26 protein-coding genes are annotated in these 26,417 nt (G+C 44.1%); 14 read left to right on the top strand and 12 right to left on the bottom strand.

Annotation, left to right across the window (positions count from 1 at the left end; translation table 11 throughout):
* Positions 1 to 85: 85 nt before the first annotated feature.
* The 3 genes from K5609_RS06595 (at position 86) to K5609_RS06605 (ending at position 2,181) form a co-directional block, all read left to right on the top strand.
* Positions 86 to 559 carry a Fur family transcriptional regulator gene (locus K5609_RS06595; RefSeq protein WP_246611951.1) on the top strand — a complete coding sequence of 158 codons (474 nt, stop codon included), beginning with the start codon at positions 86 to 88 and terminating at the stop codon, positions 557 to 559.
* 30 nt (positions 560 to 589) lie between these two features.
* Complete coding sequence (locus tag K5609_RS06600) at positions 590 to 1,000, top strand: MerC domain-containing protein (protein WP_221076478.1); 411 nt, start codon at positions 590 to 592, stop codon at positions 998 to 1,000.
* Between the two features lie 182 nt (positions 1,001 to 1,182).
* Positions 1,183 to 2,181, top strand: coding sequence for a CobW family GTP-binding protein (locus K5609_RS06605; RefSeq protein ID WP_221076479.1), 999 nt, complete (start codon positions 1,183 to 1,185; stop codon positions 2,179 to 2,181).
* Between the two features lie 317 nt (positions 2,182 to 2,498).
* Here K5609_RS06605 and K5609_RS06610 read toward each other — a convergent pair whose 3' ends face one another.
* The 3 genes from K5609_RS06610 to K5609_RS06620 all read right to left on the bottom strand — a co-directional run bounded on the left by K5609_RS06610 (position 2,499) and on the right by K5609_RS06620 (position 5,001).
* On the bottom strand, positions 2,499 to 3,194 hold the full coding sequence (locus K5609_RS06610; RefSeq protein ID WP_221076480.1) for an ankyrin repeat domain-containing protein: 696 nt from the start codon (positions 3,192 to 3,194) through the stop codon (positions 2,499 to 2,501).
* A 111-nt stretch (positions 3,195 to 3,305) separates the two neighbouring features.
* Positions 3,306 to 4,034: an esterase family protein gene (locus K5609_RS06615; protein WP_246611952.1), complete on the bottom strand. Its 729-nt coding sequence runs from the start codon at positions 4,032 to 4,034 to the stop codon at positions 3,306 to 3,308.
* The gene (locus K5609_RS06620) at positions 4,027 to 5,001 is read right to left on the bottom strand and encodes an acetylxylan esterase (protein WP_221076481.1); all 975 of its coding nucleotides are present in this window, start codon (positions 4,999 to 5,001) and stop codon (positions 4,027 to 4,029) included. The genes K5609_RS06615 and K5609_RS06620 overlap by 8 nt, the downstream gene beginning before the upstream one ends.
* Before the next feature lie 197 nt (positions 5,002 to 5,198).
* Between K5609_RS06620 and K5609_RS06625 the strand changes: the two genes are divergently transcribed.
* Positions 5,199 to 5,882, top strand: a complete 684-nt coding sequence (locus tag K5609_RS06625; RefSeq protein WP_221076482.1) for a DNA-3-methyladenine glycosylase I — start codon at positions 5,199 to 5,201, stop codon at positions 5,880 to 5,882.
* An 80-nt stretch (positions 5,883 to 5,962) separates the two neighbouring features.
* Here the strand turns inward: K5609_RS06625 and K5609_RS06630 are convergent, their stop codons facing one another.
* Complete coding sequence (locus K5609_RS06630) at positions 5,963 to 6,865, bottom strand: TIGR01777 family oxidoreductase (protein ID WP_221076483.1); 903 nt, start codon at positions 6,863 to 6,865, stop codon at positions 5,963 to 5,965.
* Positions 6,866 to 6,950: 85 nt separating this feature from the next.
* On the opposite strand from K5609_RS06630, the gene K5609_RS06635 reads away from it, so the two are divergent.
* Positions 6,951 to 7,664 (top strand): SDR family NAD(P)-dependent oxidoreductase, encoded by a 714-nt coding sequence (locus tag K5609_RS06635; RefSeq protein ID WP_221076484.1) that lies wholly within the window; start codon positions 6,951 to 6,953, stop codon positions 7,662 to 7,664.
* Here the strand turns inward: K5609_RS06635 and K5609_RS06640 are convergent.
* The gene (locus K5609_RS06640; protein WP_221076485.1) at positions 7,623 to 8,102 is read right to left on the bottom strand and encodes a 2-amino-4-hydroxy-6-hydroxymethyldihydropteridine diphosphokinase; all 480 of its coding nucleotides are present in this window, start codon (positions 8,100 to 8,102) and stop codon (positions 7,623 to 7,625) included. The two genes, K5609_RS06635 and K5609_RS06640, sit on opposite strands and share 42 nt — an antisense overlap.
* A 100-nt stretch (positions 8,103 to 8,202) precedes the next feature.
* On the opposite strand from K5609_RS06640, the gene K5609_RS06645 reads away from it, so the two are divergent.
* The 8 genes from K5609_RS06645 to K5609_RS06680 all read left to right on the top strand — a co-directional run bounded on the left by K5609_RS06645 (position 8,203) and on the right by K5609_RS06680 (position 14,575).
* On the top strand, positions 8,203 to 9,258 hold the full coding sequence (locus K5609_RS06645) for an AI-2E family transporter (RefSeq protein ID WP_221076486.1): 1,056 nt from the start codon (positions 8,203 to 8,205) through the stop codon (positions 9,256 to 9,258).
* Entirely contained in the window at positions 9,248 to 10,129 is an 882-nt protein-coding gene (locus K5609_RS06650) for a class I SAM-dependent methyltransferase (RefSeq protein ID WP_221076487.1), read from the top strand. The genes K5609_RS06645 and K5609_RS06650 overlap by 11 nt, the downstream gene beginning before the upstream one ends.
* 112 nt (positions 10,130 to 10,241) lie before the next feature.
* Complete coding sequence (locus tag K5609_RS06655; protein WP_221076488.1) at positions 10,242 to 10,976, top strand: DUF1538 domain-containing protein; 735 nt, start codon at positions 10,242 to 10,244, stop codon at positions 10,974 to 10,976.
* Positions 10,973 to 11,770 carry a DUF1538 domain-containing protein gene (locus K5609_RS06660; RefSeq protein WP_221076489.1) on the top strand — a complete coding sequence of 266 codons (798 nt, stop codon included), beginning with the start codon at positions 10,973 to 10,975 and terminating at the stop codon, positions 11,768 to 11,770. Before K5609_RS06655 ends, K5609_RS06660 begins: the two co-directional genes overlap by 4 nt.
* Positions 11,760 to 12,113, top strand: a complete 354-nt coding sequence (locus K5609_RS06665) for a P-II family nitrogen regulator (protein WP_016403688.1) — start codon at positions 11,760 to 11,762, stop codon at positions 12,111 to 12,113. The genes K5609_RS06660 and K5609_RS06665 overlap by 11 nt, the downstream gene beginning before the upstream one ends.
* 395 nt (positions 12,114 to 12,508) lie before the next feature.
* Positions 12,509 to 13,414: a DoxX family protein gene (locus tag K5609_RS06670; RefSeq protein WP_221076490.1), complete on the top strand. Its 906-nt coding sequence runs from the start codon at positions 12,509 to 12,511 to the stop codon at positions 13,412 to 13,414.
* 77 nt (positions 13,415 to 13,491) lie between these two features.
* The gene (locus tag K5609_RS06675; RefSeq protein ID WP_016403691.1) at positions 13,492 to 14,007 is read left to right on the top strand and encodes an RNA polymerase sigma factor; all 516 of its coding nucleotides are present in this window, start codon (positions 13,492 to 13,494) and stop codon (positions 14,005 to 14,007) included.
* A gap of 1 nt (position 14,008) precedes the next feature.
* Positions 14,009 to 14,575, top strand: a complete 567-nt coding sequence (locus K5609_RS06680) for a hypothetical protein (protein ID WP_016403692.1) — start codon at positions 14,009 to 14,011, stop codon at positions 14,573 to 14,575.
* Between the two features lie 42 nt (positions 14,576 to 14,617).
* Here the strand turns inward: K5609_RS06680 and K5609_RS06685 are convergent.
* The 3 genes from K5609_RS06685 to K5609_RS06695 form a co-directional block, all read right to left on the bottom strand.
* A protein-coding gene (locus K5609_RS06685) for an IS3 family transposase (RefSeq protein ID WP_221076491.1) occupies positions 14,618 to 15,846 on the bottom strand; the annotation gives its coding sequence in 2 pieces (ribosomal slippage) (positions 14,618 to 15,495 and positions 15,495 to 15,846; 1,230 coding nt in all).
* A gap of 96 nt (positions 15,847 to 15,942) precedes the next feature.
* The gene (gene pta, locus K5609_RS06690; protein ID WP_221076492.1) at positions 15,943 to 18,078 is read right to left on the bottom strand and encodes a phosphate acetyltransferase; all 2,136 of its coding nucleotides are present in this window, start codon (positions 18,076 to 18,078) and stop codon (positions 15,943 to 15,945) included.
* Between the two features lie 67 nt (positions 18,079 to 18,145).
* Positions 18,146 to 19,348: an acetate kinase gene (locus K5609_RS06695; RefSeq protein ID WP_221076493.1), complete on the bottom strand. Its 1,203-nt coding sequence runs from the start codon at positions 19,346 to 19,348 to the stop codon at positions 18,146 to 18,148.
* A 304-nt stretch (positions 19,349 to 19,652) separates the two neighbouring features.
* On the opposite strand from K5609_RS06695, the gene yfbV reads away from it, so the two are divergent.
* On the top strand, positions 19,653 to 20,114 hold the full coding sequence (gene yfbV / locus K5609_RS06700; protein WP_221076494.1) for a terminus macrodomain insulation protein YfbV: 462 nt from the start codon (positions 19,653 to 19,655) through the stop codon (positions 20,112 to 20,114).
* Here yfbV and K5609_RS06705 read toward each other — a convergent pair.
* The 4 genes from K5609_RS06705 to K5609_RS06720 all read right to left on the bottom strand — a co-directional run bounded on the left by K5609_RS06705 (position 20,102) and on the right by K5609_RS06720 (position 25,704).
* Positions 20,102 to 20,899 carry a putative RNA methyltransferase gene (locus tag K5609_RS06705; RefSeq protein ID WP_221076495.1) on the bottom strand — a complete coding sequence of 266 codons (798 nt, stop codon included), beginning with the start codon at positions 20,897 to 20,899 and terminating at the stop codon, positions 20,102 to 20,104. The two genes, yfbV and K5609_RS06705, sit on opposite strands and share 13 nt — an antisense overlap.
* A gap of 24 nt (positions 20,900 to 20,923) precedes the next feature.
* A complete protein-coding gene (pflA, locus tag K5609_RS06710) occupies positions 20,924 to 21,664 on the bottom strand; it encodes a pyruvate formate lyase 1-activating protein (protein ID WP_221076496.1) in 741 nt (246 codons plus the stop codon).
* Positions 21,665 to 21,754: 90 nt separating this feature from the next.
* Complete coding sequence (gene pflB / locus K5609_RS06715; protein ID WP_221076497.1) at positions 21,755 to 24,037, bottom strand: formate C-acetyltransferase; 2,283 nt, start codon at positions 24,035 to 24,037, stop codon at positions 21,755 to 21,757.
* Between the two features lie 125 nt (positions 24,038 to 24,162).
* Positions 24,163 to 25,704, bottom strand: a complete 1,542-nt coding sequence (locus K5609_RS06720; protein WP_221076498.1) for a DUF3360 family protein — start codon at positions 25,702 to 25,704, stop codon at positions 24,163 to 24,165.
* Positions 25,705 to 26,417 lie beyond the last annotated feature (713 nt).

Raw genomic sequence — 26,417 nt, forward strand, 5'->3', positions numbered from 1 at the left:
TAAAATTAAAATAAGCCTTGAATTACGGTTATGATATAACGTAACATTTTGTCGGCGGGTTACTTTTAATCAAGTAAAACAAAATGTGAGCAAATTTATGATGCAAATTGATAGCGTTATTCAACATGCCGAGCAACACTGCAAGCAACGAGGTGTTCGCTTAACTACCAAACGCAAACAGGTGTTATCTGGCTTGGTGCAGTCAAACAAAGCGCTCTCTGCTTATGAACTCACCGATTATTGTAAGCAACTATTCGACCAAAGCATTCCTGCCATGTCGGTGTATCGCATCCTTGATTTTCTAGAAACCGAGCACCTTGTGCACAAACTTAGCTTGGCCAATAAATATGTCGCTTGTGCGCATATTTGCTGCAGCCATAGCCATGGGGTACCGCAATTTTTGATATGCGGCAAGTGCAGCAAAGTAAAAGAAATCAGCATCGCTGCTTCAACCATTAACGAGTTAAAACACAATGCCGAGCAGGCTGGTTTTACCTTAGTTAGTCAGCAATTGGAAATGAACTGCCTATGCGAAGACTGTATTCAGCAAGCGGCTTAATTTAATCAACATTTAAAACAAGGAAAGTTAATGAAAGTCACTCAAGCAATCGGCGATAAGTTCGCCATCGGTTTATCACTTGCGTGCGCCATTCATTGTTTGGCATTACCTCTGTTGTTTGTCTTAGTGCCCAGCATGGTTGCGCTACCTTTACACAACGAGGCTTTTCACCTTTGGATGGTAGTAGCGGTTATACCCATTAGTGCTTATGCACTCACCATGGGGTGTAAACAACACAAACGAACCAAAGTGCTGCTATGGGGTGTTGCAGGTTTGGCTCTATTGATTTTGGCAGTCGCCCTTGGTGAAGACCGTATTGGGGAAATTGGCGAAAAATCGCTTACCTTGTTAGGCGCAACGTTAGTAGCTGTTGGCCACTGGATGAATTATCGTTTGTGTCACCAGCATGATCACAACAATTGCGATTGCCCAGAGCATTAAGGCTTTCAGCTTTTTTAACCTGTATTACTTGTTTAGCCCCTTCATTAAACCAAGTCTTAAACTTAAAGGCTTGGTTGAGTTAGTCTAGTAATCAACGTTCTTTCCTCAGTCAAGTAATGCTATAACCAATACTTAGTTTTTGCAGCAATGCTTACCTTTTTTAATTAATTGGAACACAAACCATGAGCAGTAAGCGCCAGCCCATTAGCGCCGTACCAACTAATATCATCACCGGCTTTTTAGGTGTAGGTAAAACCTCCGCTATTTTGCAGCTAATGCGCAATAAACCAGAAAACGAACGCTGGGCGGTGCTCGTGAATGAGTTTGGCGAAATTGGTATAGATGGCGCTTTGTTAAAAGGCCAACATCAGCAGCAACAAGTGTATATTCGCGAAGTACCAGGAGGCTGCATGTGCTGCGCTGCGGGCTTGCCAATGCAAATCGCATTAAATCAGTTGTTAAGTGAATCAACCCCAGACAGGCTACTCATCGAACCTACCGGATTAGGTCATCCAAAAGAAGTGTTACAAGTGCTCTCATCCAAGTATTACCAACAAGTGTTAGCACTAAACAAAACCATAACCTTAGTGGATGCCAGAAACCTTAGTGATGCCCGTTACACTAGCCACGAAACCTTCAACCAACAAATCGCCATAGCCGATACGGTGATAGGCAATAAGTTAGACCTTTATCAAACAGATGAGCAGCAACAGCTACGTGAATATGTTGCTCAACACGGTCGCAAAGTTGCGCAAGTTCTGTTTAGCAAAAAAGGTCAGATGGACATTAGCTGCCTGCAAGGCGCTACGGCGGGTAGCTATGCACCCGATGAACATCATCATCATGGTCACGATAAACCACTTGCCTCCGAGCAAGTTATTCCAGAGAGGGGTTACTTAAAAGCCAGCAACCAAGGCGAAGGGTTTAGCAGTATAGGCTGGCGTTTTGCCCCCAATAAAGTATTCGACCGCAAGAAGCTGTGTTTGCTGCTATTAAGTTTAAAAGTAGAGCGTATAAAAGCCGTATTTATCACTAGCAGCGGCGTATTTGCTTACAACTACACCAGCGATGGCCTAAGCGAAGCTGAGCTAGATGACTGCCTAGAAAGCCGCATAGAAGTGATCGCCGATAAACTTGATGAAAATCTTGAGGCGCGCTTGTTAAAGTGTTTGGTGGAGTGAGGTCACGAAAAAATACGGATATTAGTCCAAATAACTAACCTGAGCTCGGGATAACAAACTAGTTTCTAGCGGCTACTTTTACTTATTTCGGTGTTGAAGCTACTTGCATTAGGCTAGCTATTGGCACGCAGCTTCGCCTTAAACTAAGCAAAACTATCTCGACAGAAACATGAAGCTAGATTAAGTACTGGGTTGCAGAGTTATTGTTACTTCCTTATCCCTAGCCCTAGCCCAGGTTAACTAACATGTGCTGTGGTTGAGGCTTCCTCTATTTGGACTAGTTAAAAAAATTAGGTGTCCTTTTAACTTTATTTTCTTTACTCATTAAGAACAACGCCTCTGGCTTCGAAATTCGCAATGGCTTGCTGTATGTTAACGCCTTTAGTTTCTAAATAAGTAAAAACGTCTTGTTTATAAGGCTTCATGTCATCGGATACCTTTGTAACATGAGCTGACACTGCAACTTCTTGTAAATTCCCCTTGAATCCTTTTTTAAGGAAAAATAAAGTCCAATCAAAACGACCGACATTTATAGTTGATTGAATTACATTTAGCGAACCTTTATTGCCCTCTATATTCCAATTTACATCTGCACCATGATCCAATAACAGATTAAAATACTCTTCTCTAAAATTAGAAATAGCTACCATTAACATCGTTCTTCTAAATGCTCCGCCCAATTTTTCTGGCGCTTCCAAATTAGGGTCTCCACCATATTTCAATAGCACTTCAAGGATCTCTTTCCGATCTCCGCCTGTAGCTAAATACAATGCAGAGAAACCTTGTTCATCTCGGTAACTTGGGTTTGCTCCATTGAGTAGCATATACTCTACAAGCTTATGCGTATCATTTGAATCAGTATAAACCCATAGCAACGGAGTGATTCCATTGAGCCCTATTTCGTTAATACTGGCTCCCTTATGCAACTGCTCATTGGCTTTGTCAAAATTCTTTTCTACAACCGCTTCGATAAACTTGGCGGTTTTCGTTGAAAATACTTCTGATAGTTTCATTTCGTTATTCTTCTCACTGCAACTGCTTATCAAAGCACAATAAAAAAATAAACATATAAAACGATATCTGTTTTTAAACATATTAAAGACCTACATATTTTAATTGAACCGCTACAAATACTGCGGCACCATTTCTCGCCAGTAACGCCCCCGGTGGGCGCGGCCCTGCCATTCAATCATCCGATGATTTAAGCCTTTGTGATTAAGAATATGGCTTAGGGTGTGGTTATTTTGCAGGAAGGGATCTTGATTACCAATAATGAACAGTAAATCGGTATTGGCTAGCTCGGCTAAACGTTGAGGGCAGTTTAGGTTTACTAGGTAATGGGTGGGTGTGTGAAAATAGACGTTGTCGTTGTAAAAGCCTTCAAATAAATCACTGAAAGATTCAACCTGCCAAGTAAGGTCGAAACGGCCCGAAAAAGCTGCCAATTTGTTAAACAAGTGAGGGTGGCGAAATACAATGTTAGCGGCGTGATAAGCACCTAAGGAGCAGCCGTGAGAGATGGTACAAGGGTGGTCATTTTTTTGCGCCATTAAGGGCAGTACTTCGCGCAGAATGTAGTCTTCGTATTGCTGGTGGCGCTGAATACGCCCAGCAGGGTGGGCCCAAAAACAATACATGCTTTCTATATCGATGCTGTCTACACAATATAATTGAAGCTGTCCGGCATTAATTTTGTGAGCGATTGAGTTAACTAGCCCTAGGTTCTCGTATTCATAAAAACGCCCGCCGCGAGTAGGAAATACCAGCACTTTAGCCCCTGCGTGACCGAATACCAACAGCTCCATATCGCGATGCAAATTGGGGCTCCACCAACGATGATATTCTCTATTCATGCTTAGTGAGCTCAGCAAAAAATGTAGCCAATTGTTGATTAACCTGTTGGCGCTGCTGCTGTTGCTCGGGGTAGTCGAAATGGCCTGCTTTTAGCACTGTAAGTTGTTTAGGCTGAGGAGCGTTGTTGTAAGCCGAAAACTGCCCAGGTGGTGCGACAAAAGGATCAAATAAGGCCAAGGCCCAATGGCTAGGGCACCTTAAGTAAGTGGCTGCGGTGGCTGAGTCAAAATAGCGTAATGTACTTAATGCGAGTTTGGGTTGCTGTTGGTAAAAGTCTTGTAATGCTTTGCCGCTGCCGTGGGTAGCCAGCTTTAAACGCAGCGCTACGTTACCAAAAGTGGGAACATGAAAATGAGCACGTTGAATGCGTGGGTCAAAAGCGCTAGCGAATATGCCTAGTCCGCCACCAAAGCTGCTGCCCATTAAACCTATTTTATTGGTAACTTGTGGGAATAGGCGTAACAGGGCGCTAACTCCACACCATAAATCTTGAACACAACCGCCAATAATGTAGCGCTCTTTATCTTGAATGTTGTGCAGTACGTGCCACATGGGGTTGTCTGAAATAGGCGCTTTGGCACTTAAGCCAATGCCCCGTGAGTAGGGCATTAACACTGCTGTATTTTTAAGTGATACTGGGTAGTCTACTTGTTCGATACCACCATAACCATGGGCACTAATGATTGCTTGTTTTACCACACCCGAGTGGGGAAGTAGCAGCCAGCCGCCGCAACGCATTTGCTTAGTAGAGTTGTAATAGCACTTAAAAATGCGCCAGTTGGGAGTGTCTTGGTGGCAATCTTGAATAGCGACGTCGGGCCTAATTTGCAGGGCATGCTGATATTTGTTTTGCCAAAAGCTTTTAAAGCCTCTGGGTCGATCATCTGGATGCAGCGCTTTAAGTTGGCTTAAGGTGTATCCGTAGTCTGGCTCAAACTCAAAATCATGTTTAAGTTTGCTAGGCATATTTCGCTATCTTCATTTAGGTTTATGAAAACTATAACGCTTTTATGTTACAGATTTCTAATGTTAAATATTTTTGTCAGTGTGGTCGAATCAGTTGCTATTAAAAAATGCTAAACAACAGGCTTTAGTCAATATTGCTAAGCGGTATAGAATAATTCTCACTTAGGCATCTCTGATTTAACAAATAAGGATTGATTGTGGTTGAAGACTTTTCTTCTATTTGGCAACGAGCCGCGGAGCGTAAAGGTGGCGATGCTGCGTTACAACATTTACTGACTACCCCTTTAAGCAGTGAGCATTTAGCTGGCATTAGTGATGACCGCTGGTTGTCGGCCATGACTAAAACCATATTCCAGTCTGGCTTTGTGTGGCGAGTGGTAGAAAACAAATGGCCAGATTTTGAGCGGGCCTTTTTCAACTTTGACCCAGAAAAAATGCTGATGCTGGACGACAGCCATATTGAACGTTTATGTAACGATGTCAGCATTATTCGCAATCGCCAAAAAATCATCACCGTGCCACATAACGCCCAGATGATCTTAGACCTTGCCAGCGAGCATGGCAGCTTTGGCAAATTTGTGGCTCAGTGGCCAAGCGACGACATTGTGGGTTTATGGTTATTGCTTAAAAAACAAGGTGCACGCCTAGGTGGTAACTCAGCGTCTTATGCCTTGCGCCGCATGGGCAAAGATACCTTTATCTTGTCTAACGATGTGGTGGCCTATTTAGTTAACCGTGGTGTGGTGAACAAAGCGCCTACCAGTATAAAAGGGCTAAAAGCCGTGCAAGAGGTGTTTAACAGCTGGCAGTTGCAAAGCAGCTTGCCCTTGGCTGCTATTAGCCAAACCGTGGCTTATTCAATTGGTGAAAACTACTTATAAAGCTGTGAGGTAAGCTTACAGACACTTGGTCACGGCCGCTTATATGCTGCAATGAGCATAAGCCTTTGGGGTGGACAGCTTTAACTACGCAACAGTATTTCTTTGAAGGCGTGGTCTAGCTCTTTGTAGCGAAAGTTAAAGCCCTCGTTGCTGAGTCGTTTAGGCAGCACCTTTTGCCCACCAGTGATTAAACTGGCCATTTCACCCATGGCAGTATTTAGCACCCAAGCAGGGGCACGAAACAGGCAAGGGCGTTTTAGTTGCTTGCTGAGTGCCTGACTAAACTGTTGATTAGTGACAGGGTTTGGCGAGGTTAAGTTGTAAGCGCCGTGGCACTGTTGGTTATTAAGTAAAAATATAATTGCATCAACCATGTCGCTAATGTGAATCCAAGACATTTGCTGCTGGCCATTCGCCACAGGGCCTCCCAAGCCTAAGCGAAAAGCTGGTAGCATTTTAGCTAAGGCGCCGCCTTCTATGCCAATAACAACTCCAGTACGTAATACACAAACGCGGGTATCTTCATTCGCCGCTTTTAAGGCGATTTGTTCCCAGGTTTTACAAACCTGATGGGGGAAGGAGTCGTCTTCGATAATACTGGCTTCATCCAAGGTCTGTTGGCCTTGTTCGCCATAATATCCAATGGCGCTGCCACTAATAAAGGTTTCTGGTGGCTGCTCACTTTTCGCAAACAGCTCAACTAGTTGTTCGGTTAAGGCCCAGCGGCTATCGCAGATGCGTTTTTTTTGTTGTTCGGTCCAACGTTTGTTGGCAATGGGCTCGCCAGCTAGGTTAATAACTGCATCATACTCGTTAAGGTTATTTAGATTTTTAAGCGAAGCAATGGCCAGCAAATTATGCCCCAGTTTTTGATAAGCCTTAATCGGGTTGCGTGACAATATCGTCAGTTCATGACTAAATTGTAAATGTTTTACTAAGCGGCTGCCGATGAAGCCAGTTCCACCGGTAAGTAGTATTTTCATAATGTTGAGCAGTCCTTGTCAGGGCTAGCCATGTTACTCTTTGATTTAGTTAACAATAGCAGAGTTTTTGGGGATGGGAAGCAAGATGAAGACGGTTTTGATTACGGGAGTAGGTCGGCGTTTAGGTTTTTTTCTTGCACATCAGTTTGTTGGCTTAGGTTATCGGGTTATCGGTCAATATCGAAGTGAGCGCGCAGAGCTAGACGAGCTAAGAGAGCTAGGTGTAATTCTATTGCAAGCCGATTTTAGCCAACGTGACCAGCTATTAAGCTTTGTTGAACGTTTACCCAGTGAGTGTGAAAGCTTGGATGTATTGATTCACAACGCTTCGCTATTTGTGAGTGATGACCCAAGCCACAGCCCTACGGAGCAAGCCTGTTTTTTTGATGCCATGTATGCGGTGCATATGTTGGCACCAAAGCTGATTAACGAATGCATGTACCCAGCCCTACACAAAGCCAAAGGTTGTGTGGTGGTTATGAGTGATATTTATGCTCAGCAGCCCCATGCTAAATTTCGTTCTTACTGCGCCTCAAAAGCGGGTTTAGCGAATATGCTTAAAGCCTATGCTAGCCACTGGGCACCCGAGGTAAGGGTGAATGGAATAGAGCCTGGGCCAATGTTGTTTTTAGAAGAACATGATCAGCAGCATCGTGAACGAGTTTTGGCGCAAACCCCCTTAGCCAAAGAGGGCGGCATAGAGCCCGTGTGGCAAACCATAGAATTGCTGATTAATAATGAATACTTAACGGGGTGTTCAATTAAAGTGGATGGTGGTAGGTCGCTCACCCAGTGGTAAGCAGCGCTGTGGGCTAAGTTGCAGGTTTATTGCTAGGGCATCAGCGAGTGCTTTAGTTGGCTTTGCAAACAGCTGTTGTTGTAACAAGAGCAAAAATGGGTCTATCTCCAAATAAGCGAGCGCAGCTTGCTGTTCAACCGGCCCAATTAAATCAATGTCTAGGCTTCTGTCTTTAGCGCTTGAGAGCGGATCGTTGCGGTTACGCCCATGCCTTGCTTCAAGCTGATTAAAAAATTGCTTAAGCTGGCTGGGGCTTTGCTTTGATTCAAACCAGCCAAGGGCATTGACAAATTTATGCTCAGTTTGCATGTCCCAAGGCGTGGTTTCGATAAACGAACTAATGGTGAGTGTATGCAAGCGTTCACCTAGTTGACACAGCGCTGCAGGCAGATGCTCAAGTGGCCGAATGTTGCTACCTAGGCTACATAAGTAAAACATCTGGTTACTCCTGTTTAGGTTTCAATTTTATTTAGCCTTTTCGCCAGCGCTTATGCAAGCTAAACTGCTGAGCATAATCAGTTATTTCTAGGAGTGAGTGGTGAATCAACCCACCTCAATGCGCCATGGCTTGGTAACGGCGGCTGCTTTAGTGGTTTTGTTGGCTGGGCTTAAAGCCGCAACACCGGTATTAATTCCGTTTTTAATGTCGATGTTTATTGCCATTATCGCTAGCCCCATCGTTAACTTTTTAACTCGCCTTCGGATCCCTCGGGTGCTGTCGGTGTTCTTGGTATTAATGCTGATAGTGTGTTTAATCATATTGTTAGCGGGCGTTGTAGGCAGTTCTATTAGCGATTTTCGGGCCTCAATTCCCATATACCGAGAACAACTATTGGTGCAACTGGCCGGTTTAACTGAGTTTGCCGCGCGATTTGATATTGAACTGTCGATGAGCGTCGTCACTGATTACTTCGACCCGGGTATCATTTTAGGTTTATTTGCTAATACCTTAACCGGCTTAAGTGGTGCTGCTGCTAATATCTTCATTATATTGTTGGTTACCATTTTTATGTTGCTTGAAGCCGATACTATGCCGCAACGGATGCACGACGCCATCCATAATCCCGGCGTGCGAATGTCTCAGGTGAATAAATTTCTTAAAGCAGTAAATAGCTACATTGCCGTTAAAACCTTAATTAGCTTGTTTACCGCCATTCCCATCACCATTGTGCTGACCTTACTGGATTTAGACTATGCGATCCTGTGGGGGATTTTAGCCTTTTTGCTTAATTACATTCCTAACGTGGGCTCACTAATTGCGGCTATTCCGCCAGTATTACTGGCTTTATTGCAGCTGGGGCCTAGTCAGGCCTTAGCGGTTGCTGGCCTTTATGTATCGGTAAACTTGGTGATGGGCAATGTTGTAGAACCGCGCATTATGGGCAAGGGTTTAGGCCTTTCTTCCTTGGTGGTGGTGCTATCGTTAATCTTTTGGGGGTGGTTGTTTGGCAGTGTAGGCATGTTGTTGTCGGTGCCTTTGACCATGATTATTAAAATTGGTCTGGAATCGAGTAACAGTGGACACTGGTTCTCGCGTATCCTTAGCCACCCTGACGAACTAAAGAAAAAGAGTGAACCTGTAGATGAAGCTTGAGCTGCCCGTCCTTAATCAACAAGCCTTACGCGCGGTGCATGGCCGTGGCCACTGCATAGCAGGGGCTGAGTCATTCAACATCGAATGGCTGCCACCGGTAATGTTGATTGTTGCTTATGCCCCGTTAAGTGATGAGCTAATTAACCAATTAGTGCAGCAGCTAAGTGCAGAGCCTTTGGTAGAAGGTGTATTTTTGCAACAGCGTGACCAAGCCATGGCTCCGGTGAATCACTTATGGGGTTGCGAGCAAACACCTGCTGAGGTATCAGAGCTTGGTTTACGTTATAAGGTTGAAGTAGGCACTCATCAAAACTTTGGCATTTTCTTAGATATGGCCAAAGGGCGTGAGTGGGTGACGCAGCATGCCGAGGCTAAGCAAGTACTTAATCTATTCTCTTATACTTGTGGCTTTGCCGTAGCGGCCATCGCTGGCGGTGCTAAGTCGGTGGTTAACATCGATATGAGTAAAGCCGCGCTAAGTGTTGGCCGCGACAATTTGCGCCTTAATAAGTTGGATGACAAGAAGGCGCGCTTTTTTGGTCATGATTTGTTTAAGTCTTGGGGTAAGCTGCGTAAACATGGTCCATATGAGTTGGTGATTGCTGATCCTCCGTCGATGCAAAAAGGCAGTTTTTTAGTAGAAAAAGACTACCCACGCATCATTCGCCAGCTACCTAGTTTGTTAAGCGAAAACGGCATAGCGATGTTGTGTTTAAATGCGCCTTGGTTAAGCCGAGACTTTTTGTTGGATGCAGTCGCGAGTGAAGCGCCCCAGCTAACGTGGCTTGAAACTCTAGAAAGGCCAGTCACAGTGCAAGAAAAAAGCCTCGATGATGGTTTAAAAGTACTGATATTCCAAAACCAAATCTAACTACAAATATCACAATTTAGCCCTTTATTAGCCTTTACAACCAAGCGTAAACTAACGCTCTGCTAAGCTTGTATTAAGCCTTTGATTCAAAGGTTTAATACAAGGAGCGTATATGGGGTTTCGTTTTTCTCACCTGTTTTCTTCGTTACTTAAAAGTCTTCGCGATATTTCGCCCATCGTTGTTGTTGTGCTGTTTTTTCAATGGGGAGTACTCGATAGTAGTTTGCCCAATGTCTTGAGTATTTTAGCTGGCGCAGTAATGGTAATCGTGGGCTTAAGCTTTTTTGTCATGGGCCTAGAGTTAGGCTTGTTTCCCATAGGTGAAAACCTCGCCCATGCCTTTGCCAATAAAGGCAGTTTACTGGCATTGCTAAGTTTTGCATTTTGTTTGGGCTTTGGCACTACCATTGCCGAACCTGCCTTAGTGGCTGTTGCTAAAGAGGCCGCAGAGGTAGCCGCACAAGCCAAGCATATTGAAAATACCGAAACCAGTATGCAGGAGTATGCCGCCGGTCTGCGTTTAAGTGTAGCCTTTGCCGTTGGCCTAGCGATTGTGATTGGCGTTATTCGCATCATAAAAGGTTGGCCGCTGTATCTAATCATTATTGGTGGCTACATGCTAATAGTGCTGCTAACCATGTTTGCCCCTCAAGAGATAATTGGCATTGCCTATGACTCCGGCGGGGTAACTACCTCAACCATTACCGTTCCGCTGGTGACAGCCTTAGGTGTAGGTTTAGCATCGGCCATTAAAGGCCGTAATCCCTTGCTCGACGGCTTTGGTTTAATTGCGTTGGCCTCGTTAACGCCGATGATGTTTGTCATGCTTTACGGGATTATCTATTGATTAGCGCAAGCCTAATTTTTCTAGAAACCCTATTTGCTACTTTGGGGGATATTTTCCCCATTGTGGTGACCATATTGGTCTTTCAATATTTTGTGATTAAGCGGCCAATTAATCAGCCTAAACAGTTGCTGCTGGGCACGGTATTTGTGGTGTTAGGCATGGTGCTGTTTTTACTGGGTTTGGAGCAAGCCTTGTTTCCGCTAGGGCAGTCTATGGCAGAGCAACTCACCAGCGCAGAGTTTTTGGGACTAGATGAATCTACGGTGTACGTGGTTTCTGAACACTGGACAGCTTATGCCTGGATATACTTGTTTTCAGCGGCAATAGGTTTTAGTACCACCATCGCCGAGCCCTCTCTTTTAGCGGTGGCGATAAAAGCTAATGGCGTGTCGGGTGGGGCGGTATCTATAGGCGGTTTGCGGATCTCTGTAGCGATTGGTGTTGCGCTAGGCTTGGCATTAGGCAGCTACCGGATCGTGGTAGGCGATCCTCTGCATTACTACATTATTGCTGGTTATATTCTAGTGGTTATTCAAACCTTATTTGCGCCTAAAGCAATCATTCCCTTGGCTTATGATAGTGGTGGGGTGACAACGTCTACGGTTACAGTGCCCTTAGTCACCGCGCTAGGTCTAGGCTTAGCTGAATCGGTACCTGGGCGCAGCCCCTTGCTTGACGGTTTTGGCTTAATTGCCTTTGCTAGTTTATTTCCAATCATTTCGGTGCTTGCCTATGCGCAAGTCACCAGTTTCTTAGCAAGTTCTAGTCTGTCAGGAGATGACGATGAAATTTAAATTGATTCTTGCCTTTGTTGATGACCAAAAAACCACCTTGGTGCTCGATTCTGCTCGTGCTGCGGGCGCGACCGGTGCAACGGTAATTAACAACGCGCGAGGTGAAGGAGTGCATCGTAAAAAAACCTTCTTTGGATTGAATTTAGAAGCGCAGCGGGATGTATTGCTATTTGTTGTGGAAAGCCACCTTGCCAAACCTATCTTAAATACCATTAGTGCGGTGGCTGAGTTTGACCAAGAAGAAGGGCAGGGAATTGCTGTATTGCTAGACGTTGAAGAAGCGGTTGGAGTGGCTCATCAAATTCAGGCCTTAATTCACAAAGTACCTACAGATGAAGAGTAAGCGGGTTAAATGTGAATAAATAGTTATGAAGAGCTCAATAATTGTCTGCCTCTGTGTATAACTATTACGTTTTCATTTTTTTATCCACACATTCTGTGGATTAAAGTGTGTATGAAACCACTGTTTCTAAATATCTTATTGTTTTATATGACTTTTTAATGTTGCCTAAAAAAGAAGCGATGCTTTCCGGTAACTTTTTTTTAGTTGCATTCCATAGAAAACTGTTAGCGACAAATTGTTTATAGGCTCTATAACTTTTTAATCTACCTACCTCTTTGACTCGGTACAATTTGCCGCTTGTTAGTGATAAACAAAAAATAGTTGAGAAAGCTGCAATCAAAGCTGTTGCTGATTCGTTACTGCTAAGTAAAGTCATTAATGGAATAGGCAATAAGATGGAACAAAAGCAATTAGACAACGCAGCTTTATGGTTGCGGGTAGGCCTTGGTTTGGTGTTTATTATCGGTGGGTGCTCAAAGCTAAGTTTGTTGTTAGACCCAAGCACAGAAGCGGCAATGGTAGCCAACTATATGGGGACCACTGGTTATATTAATGAGTTATTTCAAGATTATCTGTTTTCTGCTGGATTACTTAGCCCTTGGGCATTTCTAACGACTTTATCTGCTTTTGAGTTATTTTCTGGAGTGGCTTTGGCTGCAGGTTTTTTGGTTCGGCCTTTAGCCTTATTTTACGGGTTTTTGCTATGGACCTTTGTAGTTTCGCTGCCTGTTGATACCGTACCTGGAGCATCGGTTGGCGTAAGCACTTATACTTCACCGGCGATATTTGTGCAGATTAGAGATATTACTCTTTCGGGCATGATGTTTGTGTTGTTTAACCTAGGGGCTGGTGCGCTGAGCATTGATGAACGGCTGCGCTGTAAACGTGGGGCAACCAGCAAGAATTCTCAAGACTGGCAAACGCTAGGTCTGTTGTTACGCTTTTCTTTAGGTATGACTTTTATCGTCGCTGGCTTTTTCTCGGGCTATGCAAAAATCCCTAGTTTTGCTACTCATCAGCTAGTTTTAATGGTTTTGGGTCTAATTTTTATTTTTGCCCATGGTAAAACTCTAAAAATGGGAGCTGTAGCCTGCGTATTAGTGATGATTTGGTTTATGCTTCAGAAGTTCTCTATCGATAAGTCACTGATTAAGAACTTAAATGGAGTTAAACGAGAGTTCGCTTTAGCAGCGGCAGCCATAGTGTTGGTAAAACTGGGTGGAGGAAACCGCTTTAGTTTGCAAGACATGTTGCTAAGAGTGAAATCTTACTACTTGTTTAACCGCGCAGTGAGTAAGTGATAGCTTGTTCGGCGTGAAAGCGCCGTGTTACTTGAATAACAAAGGAATGTCTGCTGGATAGTTAGCAGTAAGATAGCATGCTGAAATTGTTTAAACGTAAAGCCCGACCGGTATTTTCGGACGCGCTGCTTAACCAGTTATATCGCTATAGTTTTTCACTATGTCACAATAGTGAGCAGGCTTATGACCTATTGCAAAGTTGCTGCGAAAAAGTGCTGCAGAAAGATCCTCCGCCTGAACCTCTTAAACCCTTTATGATGCGAGTTATTCGCAACGAGTTCATTGATAACTTTCGCCGTAAAAAGCTGGAGTTGGTGGTGGATGAGGACCAATACATTGATGCCAGTATTGTTGAAGAGAGTCTACAAGACATGGAGTTGCTGCTTATAGACCAGCAACATGTTGGCTTGGTGATGGAGCGTTTGTCTGAAGACGAACGCGAACTTTTATACTTATGGGCGGTAGAAGGTTTTAGTATTCAAGAAATTGCCACCACTAGCGGAGTTGCTCGAGGCACCTTGTTATCACGCGTTTCCCGCTTGAAAAAGCGTTTAAGTGATGAGTTTGGTCACTTGATTGAGGAGGTGTCTTAAGATGAGCTTTAGCGCGCAAGATGGCAGCTTTAAGCAACTTACTCGAGATTACTTTCAAGAGCTGCAGCTTTCTAAGAAGCAAGTTAACAAATTACAGGGTTTAGCCAAAAGCAAGCAAATGGATGCTAGCCAATGGGCTTGGGCCAGTGCGGTCTCTTGTGTGTTGGCGGTGACTATTTATTTGGCCTTCTTTGCCGGCATCAACTACTCCGCTATTTCTAAAGAGATTGCCTATAACCATAACAGCCAAATGCAAATGGAAGTTATGTCCTCATCGATTAATGATATTCAAAAGCATCTTAACCGTTTGGATTTTAAGCTGATTCAATCTCAATTATTAGATAAAGATAAATGGGAGCTAATGGGAGGGCGCTACTGCAGTATTGATGGTCGCATTGCCGCTCAGTTAAAAGTAAGAAACCGTCAAAGCTTGCAAGTACACACCTTTTATCAAGCCAAGTTGCCCGAAGAGTGGCTAAACATTACTAAGCAAAAAGAATTAGAAGTGGATGGTGTTAAGGTAAAAGTTTGGCAAGAAAAGGGCTTACTTATTGGCCTAGCTATTTAGAAAGCTAACAAACTGACCCGTCCTAAGATAGGTTGACGATTTTTAGGCCAGCTCCAGTAGCTGGCCTTTTCTATTGTGCACCTGATTGGGCGTTTCCATATTTAAACTCAGATGCGGCCTCATAGCGTTGTATATCGCTATCGATTCTTTTACAAGTATCTTCATTTCTTTAAGCGTTTTACATCGGTACAGTAAAAACTCCTGCTTCAGTATTCCGTTTATCCTTTCCGCCAACGCATTTTGGTAGCAATCATAACCGTCTGTCATCGATGGTCGAATTTGGTTTATCAACAGTTCATCCTGATAAACTGCCGAGCAGTATTGTGAGCCTCGGTCTGAGTGGTGTACCGCGTTAGCGATATAGCGCTTACCTTTAACCGCCATTTTCAGGGCCTTCACTACGCTGTCAGCTTTCATGTCATCACTCAAGTGATGACCGACTATTTTACGAGAAGCGGCATCGGTCACCAACGACAGATAGTGCACACCTTGGTCTGATTCAAGATAGGTCATGTCGCTAACCAGTACATGCTCTGCATCATGTAATCCTTCCTCTTTCAGCAGGTTAGGATGTTTCTTCATCCAGTGCTTGCTGAATGTCGTTTTGGTGAAGCTTCTCTTTGGTTTAACCAGCAAACCCTCACGTCTCAAATAGGCAAAGAGCCCATCTCGTCCAAGTTTAATGTCGTGCTCAAGGAGTTTAGGCTTTATCAACACGTAGAGCTTGCGTACACCCAATCGCGGCATATATTTACGCCAGTACTGTACCCAGTCTTTGATGACCGATAACGTCGCTCTACGGTTTTCTATTCGGGCGACCGCCTGATAAATAGATTGCCGTGAAATACCCGCCGCGCGACATGCAGCAGCTAGGTTTATTTCGCTGTCGGTTTTCGCTTGCCAGATGTGCCGGATAAGTACTTTTTTCTAAGGCCCGCTCCGTATTCATTGTCCATGATATCGACCATACCATTGAGGATTTGGTTACGTAGCTTCTCTTCGGCTAACTCACGCTCAAGGCGCTTGATTGTTTCGGCTGGCGTTTCTTTTGAATTAGGCATAAGGGGATGCTGAAATGGTTTTGACCAATCAAGCCTACCATGTTTTCTGAGCCAAACCAGTACTGTTGAACGACCCTGAATGCCAAATCGGGCTTGAGCTTGTTTGTAAGTCATTTCGCCTTTTTCGACGCGCTCTACGACACCTAATTTAAAGGCCAAGGTGTAATCTCGTTGTGTGCGCTTACGGCTTGAGTTAATGGGTGTTGTCATAAAGAAGTCCTCTTTATGTCAACCTATTTCCGGACGGGACAACGGACACAAAAAAGCCGATCTTACGATCGGCTTTTTTATTGCTAAGCAAGTAACTTACTTGCTTTGGCCTGCTTGAATTGCAGTTAGTGCGATGGTGTAAACAATGTCGTCTACCAATGCACCACGTGACAAATCGTTCACCGGTTTAGCCATACCTTGCAGCATAGGGCCAATACTGATTAGGTCGGCACTACGTTGTACGGCTTTGTAGGTGGTGTTACCGGTGTTCAAGTCTGGGAAGATAAACACGGTAGCTTTACCTGCTACAGGGCTGTTAGGCGCCTTGCTCTTAGCAACGTTTTCCATGATTGCGGCATCGTACTGAAGTGGACCATCAATGATTAGCTCAGGGCGACGCTCTTTAGCAATTTTGGTGGCTTCACGTACTTTTTCTACATCTGAACCAGAGCCTGAGCTACCGGTAGAGTAAGAAATCATTGCAACACGAGGCTCGATACCAAAGGCAACAGCAGACTCTGCAGATTGAATGGCAATGTCAGCTAGTTGCTCAGCAGTTGGGTCTGGGTTAATCGCACAGTCACCATAAACCAATACTTGGTCAGGTAGCAGCATGAAGAAAATAGAGCTAACCAAGTTGTAACCCGGTGCGGTTTTAATTAGCTGCAACGGTGGGCGAATGGTGTTGGCAGTGGTGTTAACCGCGCCAGATACCAGACCGTCTACTTCTTCGTTGGCTAACATCATAGTACCCAGTACTACGTTGTCTTCTAATTGCTCTTTGGCAACAACTTCGGTAAGGCCTTTGCCTTTGCGTAGCTCTACCATTGGCGCAACGTATTTGCCTTGGATCTCTAGCGGGTTGAAGATCTCTACATTCTCGCCAAGTACCACGCCTTGTTGACTCGCGATACGCTGAATAACCTCTGGGTTACCTAGCAATACTGGACGAGCAATACCGCGTTCAGCACAGATAGCTGCAGCAGCGATAGTGCGTGGTTCTTCGCCTTCTGGCAATACGATACGCTTGTTAGCGTTGCGTGCCATTTCAGTTAGCTGGTAACGGAAAGCCGGTGGAGATAAACGACGGGCGCGGGCTGAAATCGCAGTCAGCGATTCAATCCAATGTTTGTCGATATGACCAGCTACGTAATCTTGTACTAGTTCGATACGTTGAGAGTCATCTACTGGGATTTCAGCATTGAAGCTTTGTAGCGCTAATGAAGTTTGCCAAGTATTTGAATTGATAAGCATAACAGGCAAGCCTGTAGCGAATGCGCCTTCACATAACTTAAGCACTTGTGGCTCTGGTTGGTAACCGCCAGTAAGTAGCAGGGCACCAATCTTAACGCCGTTCATGGCTGCTAGACAGGCTGATACAATTACGTCTGAGCGATCGCCAGAAGTTACCAACAAGCTGCCTGCATTAAAGTGCTCAACCATGTTTGGAATACTGCGCGCACAGAAGGTTACGCGACCTAGTCGGGTATCCATGTCACCTTCATTGATGATGGTGGCATTCAAATGGTTAGCTAAGTCTCGGGCACGTGGTGCAACAAGCGGTGCATTCCAAGGCACACAACCTAAGATACGCAATGGGCTTTTGCCAAACATTTGCAGTACTTCAAGGTTGGTTGAATGATCTGATTTGTTATCGAACATTTCGGTCAGGTCTGGACGAGTAATTTCGTGCTCGTCGATCGGCGCGCCAACTTTGTTAATAATGCAGCCAATAATGCGTTTGTTCTTCAAGCCGCCAAAGTTGTTACAGGCAATTTCCATGCGCTCTTTTAGCTGCTGAGATGTATCGCCACCGGGGTTAGTCACAAACACCATGTCTGCGTCTAGTGCCTTGGCAATACCGTAGTTTACGTTGGTTGCGTAAGGTGACTCTGAGGTAGGCACTAAGCCTTCCACTACTACAATTTCAGCTCCAGAAGTTGCAGAGTTAAAACGCGCCACAATGCCTTCGAGTAAATCGTCGATTTGGTTGGCACTGATAAGGTTTTCTGCGTAAGCCTGAGTGAAAGGCTCTGGGGGAACAATGTTTGAAGCTTGACGGATAATAGCAGTAGAACGTTCGGCACCTTTCTCACGCGTTTTAGGTTGTGCAATAGGTTTAAAAAAGTTTACGTTTACGCCATTACGTTCCATAGCGCGAACCATACCAAGGCTGACGGATGTTACACCAACACCAACGCCAACTGGGATTAACATAATTGTACGAGCCACGGCTGTACCTCTTAAGTTAAGTGATAGAACAAGGCTGAGTATTACTCAGCCTTGATAAGAATCTGCATTAAGCTTGAGTTAATGCCACTGCATCTTGTGCGATTACCATTTCTTCGTTAGTTGGAATAACTAAGATTGGGCGACTTGAGCTAGTGCCAATATTACCTGAATTACCAAAACGTGCATCCAAGTTTGCTTGCTCGTCTAGGCTAAAGCCTAACAGGGCTAGTTTTTCGATGGTTAGTTTGCGCACTAGCGCTGAGTTCTCACCAATACCGCCGGTAAATACTAAGGCGTCTAATTTACCGTCCATTGAGGCAGCGTAAGACATAATGCTTTTCGCTAGGCGGTAGGTGAATACGTTCATGGCGCGAATCGCTGGTTCTTTACCTTCGCCGTAACCTTCTTCGGCGTAACGACAATCACTGCTTGCTTCGGTTAAGCCCATTAAACCAGACTGCTTGTGCAGCATGTTGTTTACTTCTTTTAGGGTGTAACCTTCGCGATCAACAAGGTGGAAGATAATGGCTGGGTCAATGTCGCCACTACGGGTACCCATTACCAAACCTTCTAACGGAGTTAAGCCCATGCTGGTATCAAAGCTCTTACCGTTTTTAACTGCACAAATTGATGCGCCATTACCTAGGTGAGCGGTAATAACGTTGGTTTGATCGATTGGCTGTTCTAGCATTGCGGCAGCTTCACGAGACACGAATAAGTGGCTGGTACCGTGCATGCCGTAACGACGGATGCCTTTCTCGCGGTATAACTTGTAAGGTAGCGCGTACAAGTATGAGCTTTCTGGCATAGTTTGGTGGAACGCTGTGTCAAATACCGCAACGTGCGGGCGTTTAGGGAAACAAGCTTGAGCTGCTCGAATACCAATTAAAGCCGCTGGGTTATGCAAAGGAGCAAGACCTGAACAGGCTTCGATGCCTTCTACAACCGCTTCATCAATGATTGCTGACTTGGTGAACTTCTCGCCACCGTGAACAACACGGTGACCAATAGCAACGATATCGTTTAGGATTTCTGGGTTAGCTTCTAGAATATTTTTTACGATGAATTCGATGGCTTCGCGGTGAGCCGCGTAAGCGCCTAGGCTTGATTCGTTTTTCTCGCCTTGCGCTTTCCATTTAAGGCGCGCATCTTCTAAATTAAAACATTCCGCTAAACCAGAAATAATCTCTTCGCCACTTAACGCATTAAGAACTGCAAATTTAAGTGAAGAGCTACCACAGTTAAGAACGAGTACCAGCTTGTTGCTCATTTATAGACACCTGTTGTTGAATTTGTTCAATTATAGACAGTGAAAGAAAAAACGTCGGGCATTGCGAGACACGTTTTTTGTTTCAGATTTTCAGTCTCAGACTAAGGCAAATTAGATTTGACCTAGTGCCTTGGTCTCAATCAAGCTACACTTAACAAATAAGCTGATTTATATGAAACCGTTTGCCGTGGCAATGATAACCGAAAGCAAATTTTATTCATATATGTCATACTAATAACTAGCTAAAAATGTAAAAAAATTACTAGTTTATTGGTTTAAGTCAATTTTGAGTGTTGAGGTGCCCATGGGCAAATTCTCTGAAATGTTAAATGATGGTCGTGAATACATGAAACGCTGGCCTAATCAGCGTGTACTGGCCCCTATCTTTCCTGAGAATCGCGTAATTTTTGCTACTTCACTGGCGATGAAAACCATGCCTGCGATTGCGGTGGTCACAGTAATGATGCCGTACATGGCTAATTTGACTGAAATATTACCACAATCTGTAATGATGGCGATGGTGATCTTTTTAATGCCTTTGCACGGATTATATTGGCTAGGTAGACGTGCTAACTCACAATTGCCGCCAAGCCTGGCGACTTGGTATCGTGATCTGCATCACAAGTTAGCCGAGGCTGGTGAGACTATTGCCCCCGCTGTTACTCAACCTCGTTACGCAGAATTAGCAGATTTGTTGCGAAAAGCCTTTAAACGTTTTGATAAGAGTTTTGTGTTGGCTGATGATTTTGACGATCAATCTCGCTGATACAATTGTAATACAAATTCAAAGTCCATTTCGAATTTATCACCTAGCTTAAGGTGTTGCTCTAACTCTTTGTTTTTCTTCCAAGCGAAGGGTGTCATCATACATAATGCGTTCATATCTGCTTGGTTCAAATTGCTTGTTTGGGCGATTTTTTGTTGTTCCAATAAATGCCAGCCATCCATTACCTCAGCTTGCTCTGAGTGAGCTTGAAGGTCTTTGTACAACAGAGTGCGTAGTTTAGATAAATGCATTGCCCCAGGAACTACCTTTAGTAAGTAAGCTTTAGCTTTACTGATGCGTAATAGTTCTTGGTTGTCGCTAGGAGCAAATACTCTCACCGTAAAGTCGATACTGTTATCGGCAATGGGCAGGCGATGATTGCTGGCGACAAAAAATTGCGCTTGCTTACAGCGCTTAGCGGCCATGCGAATACCGTCTTTCGCAATATCAATGCCTATCACAGAGTTTGCGCTACTCTGTTGAGTTTGAATTGCTTGGGTGTAGTAACCCTCTCCACAGCCCAGATCAACAACACTTTGGACAGAACACTGGCTGATGACTTGGTTGATAGCGTTTGCCAAAAACTCAAAATGTCCTTGATTGAGAAAGTTTTGCCTTGCTTGCAGCATCGCTTTGCTGTCGCCAGGTTGTTTTGAGTGCTTGTGTTGAACCGCCAGCAGGTTGGTATGACCTTCTTTTGCTTGATCAAAACAATGGCCATTGTCGCAGGACCATTGTTTATCTTGAAGGCTTAAAGAGTGCTGACAAATTGGGCAGATAATCATCTAAGGCTTAATCTCGCAGTGCCATTAATAAATAACTTTATCGTGGTAGAGCTTTAAAATACCGCTTATGGTTTCCATGGTGTCTTTACTAGGTGGTTTGACACCCGCAAGCGGGTAGTCTTCGCCCATGGCAGTCCATTTGTGCTTGCCTAACTCGTGGTAAGGCAGCAGCTCAATTTTTTCTACATTGTCGAAGGGGGCTAAAAACTCACCTAAGTCATGGGCAGACTTTTCATCATCGGTGAAGCCTGGCACAACTACATAGCGGATCCAGGTTTTTTGGCCAACTTTGTGTAAGTAGCGGGCAAAGTCTAGAGTACGTTTATTGCTAACACCTACGAGGTCTTGGTGCACTTCATCATGGATTTGTTTAATGTCGAGCATCACTAAATCAGAGACATCTAATAGCTCATCAATAACATCGGTATGTTTGCGTACATATCCGTTAGTGTCTAAGCAGGTATGAATACCTTGTGCTTGGCATTCTCGGAATAGGTCTCGCACAAATTCAGCTTGCAGTATCGCTTCACCACCGCTGGCGGTTACGCCGCCACCACTGGCATTCATAAAACGTCGATAAGGGGTAAGGTCACTCATTAATTCGGTAACGCTGACTTCTTTGCCACCGTGTAAATCCCATGTATCGCGGTTATGGCAATATTGGCAGCGCATTAAGCAACCCTGCATAAATACAATAAACCTGATCCCTGGTCCATCAACGGTTCCGCAAGACTCAGTAGAATGAATTCGCCCAATCTTTGACATTTGTTTCTCCAAAAAAAAACCTTGCCCAAAATATTGGGCAAGGTTAATTATAACCGTAGTCTCTGCTAAGCAGAACTACTTAACGTTCAATTACATACTTTGTGTGAAAGTACGAGTAATTACGTCTTGTTGTTGCTCTGGTGTTAGCGAGTTAAAGCGTACTGCATAACCCGATACACGGATGGTAAGCTGAGGGTATTTCTCAGGATTTTCCATCGCATCAACCAACATTTCACGGTTCATTACGTTTACGTTTAAGTGTTGACCACCTTCTACGTCAGCGTTGTGGTAGAAGTAACCGTCCATTAAGCCAGCTAAGTTAGACTTCTGGGTATCGTCATCTTTACCTAGTGCATTTGGCACGATAGAGAAGGTGTAAGATATACCGTCTTGTGCGTTAGCAAATGGTAGTTTAGCTACTGATGTTAATGATGCTACTGCACCTTTCTCATCACGACCGTGCATTGGGTTAGCACCAGGAGCGAATGGAGCACCTGCTTTACGACCATCTGGAGTAGTACCCGTTTTCTTACCGTAAACAACGTTAGAAGTAATAGTAAGAACTGACTGAGTAGGAATCGCATCACGGTAAGTTTTAAGCTTACGGATCTTAGTCATGAAGCGGTTTACTAGGTCAACAGCAATATCATCTACTTTGTCATCGTTGTTACCAAATTTAGGGTAATCACCTTCAATTTCAAAGTCGGTAGCAATACCGTCTTCGTCACGAATAGGCTTAACTTTAGCAAATTTGATAGCTGACAATGAGTCAGCAGCAACTGATAGACCAGCAATACCACAAGCCATTGTACGGCGAACGTCACGATCGTGAAGTGCCATTAACGAAGCTTCGTAGCTGTATTTGTCGTGCATGTAGTGAATACAGTTTAATGCGGTCACATATTGCTCAGCTAACCAATCCATAAAGGTGTCTAAGCGACCCATTACGTCGTCAAAGCTTAGAACTTCGTCAGTGATCTTGTCAGATTTAGGACCTACTTGGATCTTAAGCTTCTCATCCATACCACCGTTAATAGCGTAAAGCAGCGTTTTAGCTAAGTTAGCGCGAGCACCGAAGAACTGCATGTGCTTACCAACAACCATTGGTGATACACAACAAGCAATTGCGTAGTCATCGTTGTCGAAGTCAGTACGCATTAGGTCATCGTTTTCGTACTGGATAGATGAAGTATCGATAGACACTTTGGCACAGTATTTCTTGAAGTTAATAGGTAGTTGCTCAGACCATAGAACAGTAATGTTCGGCTCTGGAGAAGGACCCATTGTGTATAGCGTGTTCAAGAAACGGAAAGCTGTACGGCTTACTAGCGTACGGCCGTCAGTACCCATACCACCGATAGACTCAGTTGCCCAGATTGGGTCACCAGAGAACAAATCATCGTATTCAGGCGTACGTAGGAAACGAACCATACGTAGCTTCATTACTAAGTGGTCTACTAATTCTTGCGCTTCGCTTTCTGTTAGTGTGCCAGCAGCGATATCACGCTCAATGTACACGTCTAAGAAAGTAGTAGTACGACCAAACGACATTGCAGCGCCGTTTTGTGATTTAACAGCAGCTAGGTAGCCGAAGTAAGTCCACTGTACAGCTTCTTTTGCGTTTTCTGCTGGGCGAGAAATATCACAGCCGTATTTAGCTGCCATTTCTTTAATTTGAGCTAGTGCACGGTGCTGCTCGCTGATTTCTTCGCGAAGCTGCATAGTAGAAGCTAGGTCAGAACCGTTTACAAAGTCACCTTCTAAAGAACGGTGCTGCTTAACTTTGTCAGCCATCAAGAAGTCGATACCGTAAAGTGCTACGCGACGGTAATCACCAATAATACGACCACGGCCGTAAGCATCTGGCAAACCAGTTAGTACACCTGACTTACGACACTTCATGATAGCGCCAGTGTAAACGTCAAATACACCTTGGTTGTGGGTTTTACGGTAGTCAGTGTAAATCTTGCTTACCATTGGATCTAATTCGCGATCGTAAGCTTTACAAGAACCTTCAATCATACGAATACCGCCGTTAGGGATAATCGCACGCTTTAATGGAGCTTCAGTTTGTAGACCAACAATTTGCTCTAAATCTTGGTTAATGTAGCCAGCATCGTGAGCGGTGATGGTTGAGATTACTGAAGTATCGAAGTCTACCGGCGAGTGAGTGCGGTTTTCTTCTTTAATGCCTTCCATAACTTTGTCCCAAAGCTGATCCGTAGCTTCGGTTGCTCCAGCTAGAAAGCTCTCATCGCCTTCATATGGAGTGTAGTTAGTTTGAATAAAGTCACGAACGTTAACTTCATTTTGCCATTCGCCGGTTTTAAAACCAGTCCAAGCACTAGCAAAAACATCGTTCTTCTCTGCCATTTTTTGTCCCACCTATAAGTTGGTATACAAATGAATATTCTATGGTTTAACAGATAGCTAAAGAGCCGCTATCTAGCTCCCTTGGAACAAGTATAGCGCTTGTTCCAAGAGGTAAAAATTTAAAACTATAACAATGCTGGAATACCGTATTTACCTTCCAACATACCTACCGCCATCATAGCGATAAAACAAATCAACAATACGGTTGCAGGGATAACAATACGGTCTGCGAAAGATAGCTTCTTCGGACGTTCTTTATCGCCGATTAGACCATTGTTATCAAGCAACATAGTCAGTGCCCAAGCCAATACCGGGTTAGTTACTGCTGCAGCAAAGATACAGATACCAGCAGATTGTGAATCTTTGGTGTCTTTAATCATTTGCATGCCAGCTTCTAATAGCGGTAAGAACACGCCTACTAATAAAGCAATCTTCATTACTGGAGGCCATACTGCAACATCCATTGGGAAGCCCAGTATTGCAATGATGATACATAATGAACCAAGTAAAATTGCGCCGCCGGGAATAGGGCGTTTAGCAATAGCAGCAGGGATCATGTAAGTACCCCAGCTAGATGTGATGTTACCACCACCTACAGCAGTACCTACGATTTGACGAACTGAACAGGTTGTCATGGTGTCATCAACATCCATTAATACTTTGTCAGTACCACGTGGGTAGTTTAGCTCTTGGAAAATACGGTGACCTAGGAAGTCTGGTGACCACATGGCTACCGCTAAGATGGCGAACGGCAAAGAAGCAATAAAGTGTTCTGCGTTAGGCAAACCTAGTTGCCAACCTTGTTCAGTAGAACCCCACCAGTAAACTGGGTTTAAGTTAGGAAGGCCCATCTCTGTTTTAAAGGTAAGGTCAAAACCAGCGCCGAAGGCCAAAGCAATTGCAAGGCCCATAACAGCACAGGCTGGAATCGCTAACCAGCGTTTACCAATTTTTGCCAAGAATGCGTACAGTACGATGGTAGCAGCTAATACCACTAAGCCAACGTAACCCATCTCGCCTGCTGCAATACCTGCGTCAACTGATTCTAGCCCTTTAGACCAAGATTGGATGTCTCCAATCATTGACATAGTACCGCCAAAACCAAGGAACACCAGTAGGCCGCCAGCAACACCTTCACTGGTTAAGTTCACCAGCTTAGAGCCGCCTTTAAAGAAGCTAAGTAGTAAACCAAATACACCTAACAAAATTGCTAGGGCAAGTGGGTGAGCACCCGCTAAAGCGATTGCTCCAATCAATGGAATCATTGGGCCGTGGTTACCCGCAAGGTTAGCTCGCGGGTTAAATATTCCCGATGCCAAAACACAGAACAGTAACGCAGGGATTAGCATTTCTACACGCGCTACTTCAATGGCAAACTCAGTACCTAGGTTGATGTGATCCCAACGCTCGGTTAAGCCATCTGCCCAGGCCATCATTACCGCCGAGTACATCGCGATAATACCAATAGTACCGGCAATAGCTGGCACCAAATCTTCCCATTCGAAGCGGAAGTCACGACCTGGCAAATTTAAGCCCCAGCGACGAGGCTTCATGATTTTTAGTTCGTGGTCTAAGTAGTCGGAACGAGTTTCAAACTCAGAAGCCGGGCGGTGCGCTTCTGAATAACTCAGTTCTTCGTCTTGAGACTGGTGGTTGTTACTAGACATAGTTTCCTCAAAAAACAAATATAAAAACCGGTAAACCGCAGATGCTTAACTATGTGTTGTTAAGCCTGAGATCCTTCTCACTCGCGATAATCGTCTCAACGGGACGAACAACATATAAGGATAGTGAGTATAAAGCGTGAAATAACAGTATGCAGCTATAGTTAAAAAGTGTAGTGCTTAACTGCATTAAATAAATATGAAAGAAAAACAAAATTCGGCGATTTGGTAAATCATTGTTAGTAATACTTAGGCCGCTTATTTTGTAGTTCTTAACCACAACATCTACCTGCTACTTTAATTAGCAAAATTGTATCAAAGTAAGCAAGATCTGGAATTTGATCTGGGTCAAAAAAGCCCATAATTTGTGTAATTTTACTACTTATTTATGGCTTAAAGCCGCAGGTAAGCGCAGTTGTGGACTTTATTCTGTAATTTACTTACTAAAATTGTTGACTTAGTAATGAGAGCCGGCTCACTTTATTACCACTAACAATTACGCTGTATTTTACAATTGCGCAACAGTAAATACGGTTCTGGCCGCAAACTACACTAAAAGGCATATTATCGATAAAAACCGAGCTAAAATTCTAAAACTGAAATTAAATTCGTTGCGCAGGCGTTTAATAGCGTATCTATGCATACAGGTTGAATATAAAGATGCTAATAAAATCGCTTAATAGGGTGTTTTGTAATCATAAGAGCGCCAATTGCCC

The organism is Agarivorans aestuarii, from assembly GCF_019670125.1.
In the GTDB taxonomy this organism is placed as follows: domain Bacteria; phylum Pseudomonadota; class Gammaproteobacteria; order Enterobacterales; family Celerinatantimonadaceae; genus Agarivorans; species Agarivorans aestuarii.

Excerpts from the sequence above, each read along its gene's own strand:
- K5609_RS06615 (WP_246611952.1), bottom strand. The coding sequence starts at position 4,034 with ATGAATAGAGAATATCATCGTTGGTGGAGCCCCAATTTGCATCGCGAT.
- pflA (WP_221076496.1), bottom strand. The coding sequence starts at position 21,664 with ATGTCAAAGATTGGGCGAATTCATTCTACTGAGTCTTGCGGAACCGTT.
- K5609_RS06695 (WP_221076493.1), bottom strand. The coding sequence starts at position 19,348 with ATGAGCAACAAGCTGGTACTCGTTCTTAACTGTGGTAGCTCTTCACTT.
- K5609_RS06650 (WP_221076487.1), top strand. The coding sequence starts at position 9,248 with ATGAAGCTTGAGCTGCCCGTCCTTAATCAACAAGCCTTACGCGCGGTG.
- K5609_RS06610 (WP_221076480.1), bottom strand. The coding sequence starts at position 3,194 with ATGAAACTATCAGAAGTATTTTCAACGAAAACCGCCAAGTTTATCGAA.
- K5609_RS06630 (WP_221076483.1), bottom strand. The coding sequence starts at position 6,865 with ATGAAAATACTACTTACCGGTGGAACTGGCTTCATCGGCAGCCGCTTA.
- K5609_RS06670 (WP_221076490.1), top strand. The coding sequence starts at position 12,509 with ATGGAACAAAAGCAATTAGACAACGCAGCTTTATGGTTGCGGGTAGGC.
- K5609_RS06680 (WP_016403692.1), top strand. The coding sequence starts at position 14,009 with ATGAGCTTTAGCGCGCAAGATGGCAGCTTTAAGCAACTTACTCGAGAT.
- yfbV (WP_221076494.1), top strand. The coding sequence starts at position 19,653 with ATGGGCAAATTCTCTGAAATGTTAAATGATGGTCGTGAATACATGAAA.
- K5609_RS06600 (WP_221076478.1), top strand. The coding sequence starts at position 590 with ATGAAAGTCACTCAAGCAATCGGCGATAAGTTCGCCATCGGTTTATCA.
- K5609_RS06720 (WP_221076498.1), bottom strand. The coding sequence starts at position 25,704 with ATGTCTAGTAACAACCACCAGTCTCAAGACGAAGAACTGAGTTATTCA.
- K5609_RS06605 (WP_221076479.1), top strand. The coding sequence starts at position 1,183 with ATGAGCAGTAAGCGCCAGCCCATTAGCGCCGTACCAACTAATATCATC.
- K5609_RS06675 (WP_016403691.1), top strand. The coding sequence starts at position 13,492 with ATGCTGAAATTGTTTAAACGTAAAGCCCGACCGGTATTTTCGGACGCG.
- K5609_RS06635 (WP_221076484.1), top strand. The coding sequence starts at position 6,951 with ATGAAGACGGTTTTGATTACGGGAGTAGGTCGGCGTTTAGGTTTTTTT.
- K5609_RS06705 (WP_221076495.1), bottom strand. The coding sequence starts at position 20,899 with ATGATTATCTGCCCAATTTGTCAGCACTCTTTAAGCCTTCAAGATAAA.
- K5609_RS06655 (WP_221076488.1), top strand. The coding sequence starts at position 10,242 with ATGGGGTTTCGTTTTTCTCACCTGTTTTCTTCGTTACTTAAAAGTCTT.
- K5609_RS06665 (WP_016403688.1), top strand. The coding sequence starts at position 11,760 with ATGAAATTTAAATTGATTCTTGCCTTTGTTGATGACCAAAAAACCACC.
- pflB (WP_221076497.1), bottom strand. The coding sequence starts at position 24,037 with ATGGCAGAGAAGAACGATGTTTTTGCTAGTGCTTGGACTGGTTTTAAA.
- K5609_RS06640 (WP_221076485.1), bottom strand. The coding sequence starts at position 8,102 with ATGTTTTACTTATGTAGCCTAGGTAGCAACATTCGGCCACTTGAGCAT.
- K5609_RS06620 (WP_221076481.1), bottom strand. The coding sequence starts at position 5,001 with ATGCCTAGCAAACTTAAACATGATTTTGAGTTTGAGCCAGACTACGGA.